Annotated in this window: 6 protein-coding genes and 1 pseudogene; 6 read left to right on the top strand and 1 reads right to left on the bottom strand. The window is 54.0% G+C overall.

Annotation, left to right across the window (positions count from 1 at the left end; translation table 11 throughout):
- The 5 genes and pseudogenes from JCM15831_RS23140 to JCM15831_RS14910 all read left to right on the top strand — a co-directional run.
- The coding region (locus JCM15831_RS23140; protein ID WP_025824864.1) for a beta strand repeat-containing protein at positions 1 to 1,946 on the top strand (1,946 nt) is incomplete at its 5' end.
- Positions 1,859 to 2,269: pseudogene (locus tag JCM15831_RS23760) on the top strand (GLUG motif-containing protein); the annotation flags it as partial. The gene JCM15831_RS23140 and the pseudogene JCM15831_RS23760, both read left to right, overlap by 88 nt.
- Before the next feature lie 84 nt (positions 2,270 to 2,353).
- Positions 2,354 to 2,872: a hypothetical protein gene (locus tag JCM15831_RS21225; protein WP_035774748.1), complete on the top strand. Its 519-nt coding sequence runs from the start codon at positions 2,354 to 2,356 to the stop codon at positions 2,870 to 2,872.
- Entirely contained in the window at positions 2,854 to 4,857 is a 2,004-nt protein-coding gene (locus tag JCM15831_RS14915; RefSeq protein WP_025824862.1) for a GLUG motif-containing protein, read from the top strand. The genes JCM15831_RS21225 and JCM15831_RS14915 overlap by 19 nt, the downstream gene beginning before the upstream one ends.
- 318 nt (positions 4,858 to 5,175) lie before the next feature.
- Positions 5,176 to 5,673, top strand: coding sequence for a two-partner secretion domain-containing protein (locus JCM15831_RS14910; RefSeq protein ID WP_025824861.1), 498 nt, complete (start codon positions 5,176 to 5,178; stop codon positions 5,671 to 5,673).
- Positions 5,674 to 5,719: 46 nt separating this feature from the next.
- Here JCM15831_RS14910 and JCM15831_RS20675 read toward each other — a convergent pair whose 3' ends face one another.
- Positions 5,720 to 6,418: a CerR family C-terminal domain-containing protein gene (locus JCM15831_RS20675; protein WP_025824860.1), complete on the bottom strand. Its 699-nt coding sequence runs from the start codon at positions 6,416 to 6,418 to the stop codon at positions 5,720 to 5,722.
- Between the two features lie 1,243 nt (positions 6,419 to 7,661).
- Between JCM15831_RS20675 and JCM15831_RS19645 the strand changes: the two genes are divergently transcribed.
- Positions 7,662 to 8,163: two-partner secretion domain-containing protein (locus JCM15831_RS19645; RefSeq protein WP_035774747.1), on the top strand; the 502-nt coding region annotated here is incomplete at its 3' end.

The following is an 8,163-nucleotide window of genomic DNA, read 5'->3' as shown; positions in this document are numbered from 1 at the left end:
CGGCGAGCACCCAGGACGGTACAGGCGGGACGATCCGGGCGAACGGGCGTGAGGTGTCTCTGGGCAGCCATGCCGTGCTCGATGCCTCTGCCACGCAATCGGGCAAGCGGGGCGGTCAGGTTCTGGTGGGCACGGATGCGATGGGCGGGGTCAATCTTGCCGCACGCACGACCCTTGCCAGCGGGGCGACGCTGAAAGCGCGCGGCAAGGATAATGGTGCGGGCGGCGAGATCGAGACCTCGGCGCATACGATGGATCTGGGCAACGCCACGATCGATGCAGGTGTAGGCGGGCAGTGGCTGCTCGATCCTGAAGACCTGACCATCGACACGGCAGCAGCCAATACGATTAATGCCACACTCGCGAAGGGCACCAACGTCACCCAGCAGACCAACGCCGATTATGTCAATAATGACGCCATAGGCGTCAGGTCGTCTGGCAATGGGGATATCATTCTGAACGCGCCGATCTCGTGGAGTACGAGTAGCAAGCTGACCCTGAATGCGTATCATAGTATCACGCTTAATGCCGGGATCACCATCACCGGTGACGGCACCTTGGCGCTGGTCACTAATTATAATAACGCAAGTGCTACCAGCAGCGGTGTTTTGACGCTGAATGGCAGTGCCATCCAGTTTCCCAATCGAAATAACACAGCGAATACTGGCGGTACGCTGACGATTAATGATCACGCCTACACGTTGATCACCAATACAGACGAATTGCAGGCTGTTGGGGCGAGCGGGTATTATGCTCTGGCGCTGCCTATCGGGTATACTGACGCGTCGCGCTTTACGCCGCTGGGCGGGACGAGTGGCTTTAGCGGCGATTTCAACGGCCTTGGAAATACGATTTCCTATCTGACGGTTGTCTCAAGCGCAGCTGATGTCGGTCTTTTCGGGCGACTTGCGCCCGGCAGTACGCTCGAAAACATAGGCATTCTTAGCGGAAGCATCAGAGGGAGAACTTCGGGCGACGGTTCAAGCGTCTCTGTCGGCGGTCTGGTTGGCACAAATAATGGCGGCTCTATCGTCAACGCCTACGTGACAGGCTCGGTCTCATATTTAGCGTCCAATAATCGTCTGAACCTCTCTCTCGGTGGACTGGTTGGGACCAATAACGGGACGATTGCCGTTTCTTACGCTACCGGACCGGTCTCTTATAGCGGCACGAGTGCGACGTCGGTGCTTTCTGCTGGCGGGTTGATTGGTACCAATTCAAACGGCTCGGTAACCGATGTCTATTCTACAGGGTCAGTCATAAATTCAGGCTCGATCGATACTCTCCATCTTGGAGGGCTTATCGGCACGCTTGGTGGCGGGTCACTCGCCAACGCCTATGCGACAGGCAATGTCTCGGGTACCGATAGTGATGCTTTGAGCTCATTTGGTGGTCTGGTTGGATACAGGGGAGCCAACGATACGATCACAAACGTCTTCTGGGATGTCGATACGACAGGGCAGTCAGAGGGAGTGGGTCAGGGCTCAGACACCGATTTAACCGGTAAGAGCACAGCAGACTCGCAGGCAGCTCTCCCAGCAGGCTTTGACTCTGCCGTTTGGGGCAATGCAGGCAACCAGACGACACCCTATCTGCGGTCGTTGAGCGGCAATCAGGTTTTCAGTGTCAATGACACGACGGCAAATCTCTACACGGTTGTGCTCAACACCTCCCAGCTTCAGGCCGTGCAGAACAATCTCGGTGGGCGTTACGTTCTTGGCAACGTCATCGATGCAGCGACTTTCTTGGGTTTTGCGCCGATAGCTGGCACGGGCACAGAATTCACGGGCGTGCTGGATGGGTTGGGATACACCGTCAACAATCTCGTCATTTCTTCGGGCGCGATTACGTTGGGCTCATCGGACGGCTCGGTTCAGGTGGTGTCGTCAGAAATATCGGGACGCAAGGGGGGAGTGTCTCAGGAACGCTTGATAACGGTGTTGTAGGCGGACTGGTAGGGTCGAATCACGGTTCGATTATCAGCGCGTACGCAACGGGAGCAGTTTCCGGGTCAGGGGCGCAAAGCACTATTGGTGGCCTTGTCGGTTCCAATGGTTATGACGGAACGATCAGCACTTCTTATGCCACGGGTGGTGTCTCGGGAACTGGAACAGGCGCTGCGATCGGTGGACTGGCAGGTTATAATGATGGCGCGATAACGAATGCCTACGCTACGGGCGCCGTCTCAGAGCTTGACCGGGATAGCTATGTCGGTGGGTTGATCGGATACAACGACGCTGACAGCATAGTCAGTAATGTTTATGCTACGGGAGCTGTCACGGGCTCATCGGAAAATCAGAATATTGGCGGGTTGGCTGGAGCAAATCCTTTCGCTTTAAATTCAGACGGAAGTGTGAATGATCAAGTCAGTGGTAAGTTCATAAATACTTATTGGGATACAAGTACAACGAGACAGGAGTCCGGTGTCGGTAGTGGAGACGGTGCAGGCGTTACGGGACTGACAACGTCACAGCTGCAGGCCGCACTGCCTGCGGGATTTACGAACGCTGTCTGGGGCAATGCGGATAATCGAACGACCCCCTACCTCCTTGGTCTGAGTGGCAACCGGGTGTTCAGCGCCAATGACCCGTCTGCCAATCTCTACACGGTGATTATGAACACAGCCCAGCTTCAGGGCATGCAAAATAATCTCTCCGATCGTTACGTTCTGGGTAATACAATCGAGGCTTCAGGCTATACGGGTTTTGTGCCGATCGGTTCAGGAAGCAAATTTTTCTCCGGGACGCTGGATGGCCTGGGTTACACGATCAATAATCTCGTTATTTCTTCGACTTCCCGTTACACCGGCTCATCGGTCGTCTTCTTTCTGGTGGTATCGTCACAAATATTGGCATGCTTGGCGGGAGTGTGACAGGCACAGGCACAGTGGTGGGCGGGCTGGTAGGCTCCAATAGTGGAGGCACGATCAGCAACGCCTACGTGACGGGCAGTGTTTCGTCGATCGCCACATTCATCATCACAGACACCGATCCTGACTCCGTTGAGGGGGCTATTGTTGGTGGTCTGGTTGGGGACAATTACGGAACGATCAGCAATGCCTACTCGACGGGTGCCGTCTCATCCATATTAAGGGTCATAGGCGCAGATCCAGCTCTGGGTCCACGTGCCATAAGTTCTGCTGGTGGAATCGCGGGTATCAATGGGGGCATCATCAACAATGTTTACGCTACCGGTACTGTCTCAACGACAGTTTCAGGGGCAAGCGTGCAAAATGCGTTAGGGGGTCTTGTAGGAAACAACTACTGTGGCTCGCTCACAGACGTTTACGCTACAGGAAACGTTTCCGCGACGGGTAATGGCAACGGGTTCTATGTGGGCGGACTGGTGGGTTCGAATATCATGGGCAACATCACGAACGCTCGCGCCACGGGGGCTGTCCTGCTGAGAGACGACCAGGGCGCTGTCGGTGGATTGGTCGGCATCAATCAGAACGCTACAATCAGTAATACTTATGCCACGGGTACAGTTTCCGCCGTAGGTGAGAATAACTATGTTGGCGGCCTGGTCGGAGATAACGAACAATATAGTAACGAAAATTCCACCGTGATTACTGACTCCTATGCGACAGGTGCTATCAGCGCAGGAGACAAAGGCACGGTCGGAGGATTGGTGGGCATGACCGACAGCACCAGTAGCATCTCCAATGCCTATGCTACGGGAGCGATCAGTGCAGGTACAGATAGTCTCGTCGGCGGCCTGATTGGCAGTAATAACGGCGCGGTCACAAACGCTTATTGGGATACGACGACGACCGGCGTGGCTCAAGCTGTGGGTGATGGCTCTTCGATGGGTATAACAGGGCTGACCACGGTCCAGTGGTTGCTGGGAGGCGCCGATAGCCTGATCGAGTTACCAGCTTGGGTCGCGGGTGCTCCTTATCCCGTTCTGTCTGCCCTGCCTTATATTGTGATCAAGGCAGAGGGGGCTCAGGTCTATGGTTCAAATGGGCTCAACATTTCGGGGGTCACATTTACGGATCAGAACGGCGCCGAAGCGTCCAGTCGCATGTCCGGTGCGATCGCATGGCAGAACGTAATTTTATCTTCTACGAATAGCGCGGGCTCCACGGGAATTCTTTACGGAACCGGTATGACCGCGTCCGGGTATCAAATCGTCTATCGGGCGCTCAACACCATCACCCCAGCCGAGCTAATTGTGATGGCGGCTAATCAGTCTGGCACTTACGGGCAGTCGCCCGTGCTAGACAATGCGGCTTTCGCGGTGAGCGGTATCGTTAATGGGGATAAGGTGACCGGCGTGACGCTGGCGACAGATGCTAAAGCTGAGAGCCCAGCAGGACTTTATGCCCTGACTATTTCCAAAGCGATCGGGACCGGTCTTGGCAATTACTCTATTTCTTATCGGCCTGCCTTGTACGAAGTTGAAGCGTCGGCATCTGTTGCGCCTGAGCCTGTACCTTCCACGCCGGATACGTCGATGACTATTGTGCCTGAGCCTGTACCTTCGGTGCCGGATACGTCGACGGCTGTTGTGCCTGAGCCCGTGCCTCCTGTGCCGGATACACTGATGCCGGTTTCGCCCATTCCGACGACACCAATTTTGACACCGGCTGCAGCCGCTGTAGCGTTTTCTCAGGTTTTTTGGCCGACGCCTGTAACGTCTCCCACCAGTGTCAGCTTTTCCTCACCTGTACTTTCCTCGATGCAGACCAGTGATGAAAGCGACGAAGCGGATGAAAGCGAAAATGTAGCCAGCGTCGCGAGCTTAAAAGCGATGTACGCAAAAAATCAGATGTTAGGCGCTGAAGGGGGGCTCGCTTATCGAATCATTTCTCTCCTTCCGGCACTTTCCAACCAGTTACGAAAAATTCAGTGAGGTAGTCTAATTTTTGTGTATCGCGCGGTTAGGCTGTTGCCAGCTGGGATGATGCGTTTCTGTGGATCGCCCTCGGATCGGTCAAGTGGAACTTGCCCTGCAGCAGGATCTCTTTCGATAACTTGTATCTTACTATTGCATAGTAGAGAAAGGGACCATTATCCGAAGTGCTTTTTGTGCAACAAAAGGTTATTCAACGATATTTCGTAATATTTCTTTTGTTTCATAAAAGTTTCGTTTTGAAATAATAAGTATTTATGACACATTTGATGGAGTTTTTTCAGGCGTTTGACTGATATCTGTAACTGCTGAAACGAGATGACATATGACCGTAAGACCGACCGTGCGCCTTCTTTTGCTCGGTTTTACGCGCTCACGCCTGGTCTGGCTTTGGCGCAGGCGCTGCCAAGCGGGGGCAGTTTTGCTGCGGGCAGCGGTAGTATTGCGAGTGCTGGCACTGCCACGACGGTGACGCAGAACACGGCACGCGGTGTCATCAACTGGCAGAGCTTTTCGATTGCCTCGGGTCATTCGGTGCAGTTCGAGAACGGCAGCGGTGCCACCCTGAACCGGGTGACGGGCGCACAGATGTCCGAGCTTCAGGGCCATCTCGGGGCAACGGGCTCGCTTTATCTTATCAATCCCAATGGTGTGGTGATCGGCCCCAAGGGGTCTGTGGCGACAGGCGGCAGCTTTGTGGCCTCAACGCGCGATGCGAGCGACAGCGCCTTCATGCAGGGGAAGAGCCTTACCCTGTCAGGCACCTCCTCGGGCACGGTGAAGAATGAAGGCAAGATCACCAGTACGCCTCTGTGACGCAATCCAACGTTGCCTGGCAACATCACACAGCATGCAGACGATCTTATTCGGGTATGTTTGGTGTCAGTAGGATGGAACGCGCGCTCTGGCGGATCACCTTCTTAAGTTGAGTCAGTCTTGGCTCTTCTAGGTCACGCCATTTGCAACGCGCCATCATCATTTCGAATTCCAGATGGAACGTCATCAGCAGGCCTAAGGCAGCCGCCGTGCGTAGTTTGACCTCATTATCGTCGGCAGGCAGGTCCATCACTTTTGCTGCGAGATCGCTGCATCGCTCAAACAAGCCGTGAGAGGGCTGAAAGCGCGCGCCTTCCGCCTTGCCAGATTCGTGGATGCGTAGCTGAACGAAGAGCCGTCGCCACCCGTGACGCTCCGCTATAATAAGCAGAACATCTGTCAGCGCGTCCAGCAGGACTTCCAGAGCCTGCATCGCGTCTTCCGGCCGATCAACGGTCTCGGCCACTAGTAGGGCTCCCCGCTCTTCGAGCAGCCCATAGATCGCTTTAAAGACATGCTGACGACAGGCTTCGTAGAGTCCGGCCTTGTCATTGAAGTAATATTCGAGTGCAGGCGGATTGACGCCTGCGGCACGCGCTATTGCCCGTGTGGTGGCGCCGGCAAAGCCGAGCTCGCCAAAGCACCGGATCGCTGCCTCGATGATGGTGATACGCTTGGCTTCCCCGCGAACATACCCCCCCTTCGCCGGACGCCGTCGCAGTGAAGAACTCTTCTCTCCATCCACCTATCTTTCCTCTTCCCGTGAACGAACGGGGTGCCCCAGCTTGGGGGGCTGCGTCAATGTTAACCGAGTAATCCCAAGCAGAAGGGGCATTGATGCGGTGATCGCAACGGGCACATTTGGAGCTTGGAAACACTCAGTTTCGACTACATTTCGAACCTCCCTCACATGTCAAAAAGACGACGGTTTTGTGACCATAAAAAAAGTTTTCTACAGTTCGAAAAAAAGCTTGAATGTATGGCATATGGAATATATTCAGACTGTATCGGCGTGTTGCAGGTGCGACTTCTCGGCTTAGCCTCGCGCGCGAACCCATCACTTAAGCCCGCGCGAAGTCGTTCCGATCCAGTTTCACTCTATGCCGCTTGGGAATCGTCTATCTGTTGCGAAACCGATATAAAATCGACCTCATGTCTGGGTGTAATTTTGTTGGGTAATTGGTCATTGCTTTGAAACGAGGACCTGCTTCGTGATAGCGCGGTTTCTGTAAGATCCTGCGCTACTGTCACCATAACGAAGCGGTGCGACAAGGATCCAGATATCTATTTCGGATGGCGATTTCCCGGCCGTCATGTCCGATTTGCGCGTTTTTGCAAGTGTCGGGAAAGTTATTCATCAACCAACAGACGTCGGTCGTGTCCGTGGATCTACCGCCCTTGGAAACCCTTTTTCCGAGAGAGTGTAATTTCGTGGCCCTGCCGTCAAAATGTTAAGAAAATGTTACGTAAACAAAACAAACTTCTCGCGGTCTGATCAATGTTTTGCGGAATAAATAAATGAAAAGTCCTGTGACGTTTTTCTTCGCGCGTGCATTTACCGCCTATGGCACGGCCTTGGCGAAGAGACGCTCTGTTGGTGAGATAACTCCTTCATGCGTGAGAGAAGTCTCTCGTGATTTGAGTCTGCGCGTCGTTAGTGTGAATAATAATTGCCGAAAGCACGCAAATCTTGTCCTGGAGATCTGCAGCAAAGGCATGCCTAAACAGACCCAATAATACGTTAAGTCAGATCTAGTGGGTTATGTATTTATATGAACGCATAACCCATTCTCTTCAAATAACCTTTATACTATTCCAAGCATATTTTTCATAAATTATTGTCAAACTTAATAGATAAACACATCTGAGATCGAAGCAATATTTATGCTGATTTATGCGAAGATTTGGTCATAAGGCCATAAAAAACCAGGAACGGGCGATCTGCCTGATCTCCCCCTCTCGCTCGCTAGCCCACTCATTATTTGCGCATGATGACGCAATACAGAACGGAAACTGATCATGACATTGACCGTGCGCCTTCTTTTGCTCGGTTTTACGGCGCTCACGCCTGGCCTTGCTCTGGCGCAGGCGCTGCCGAGCGGGGGCAGTTTGCTGCGGGCAGCGGTAGTATTGCGAGCACTGGCACTGCGACCACGGTGACGCAGAGCACGGCACGTGGTGTCGTCAACTGGCAGAGCTTTTCGATTGCCTCGGGTCATTCGGTGCAGTTTGAGAACGGGAGCGGTGCCACGCTGAACCGGGTGACGGGCGCACAGATGTCCGAGCTTCAGGGGCATCTCGGTGCGACAGGCTCGCTTTATCTCATCAATCCCAATGGTGTGGTGATCGGCCCCAACGGTCCGTGGCCACAGGCGGCAGCTTTGTGGCCTCACGCGCGATGCGAGCGACAGCGCCTTCATGCAGGGGAAAAGCCTTACTTTGTCGGGGACGTCCTCGGGCCCGGTGAAGAACGAGGGCAAGATCACCAGC

The organism is Asaia astilbis JCM 15831, from assembly GCF_000613845.1.
GTDB classification, from domain to species: Bacteria; Pseudomonadota; Alphaproteobacteria; order Acetobacterales; family Acetobacteraceae; genus Asaia; species Asaia astilbis.
This window is presented reverse-complemented; position numbering and strand designations above follow the sequence as displayed.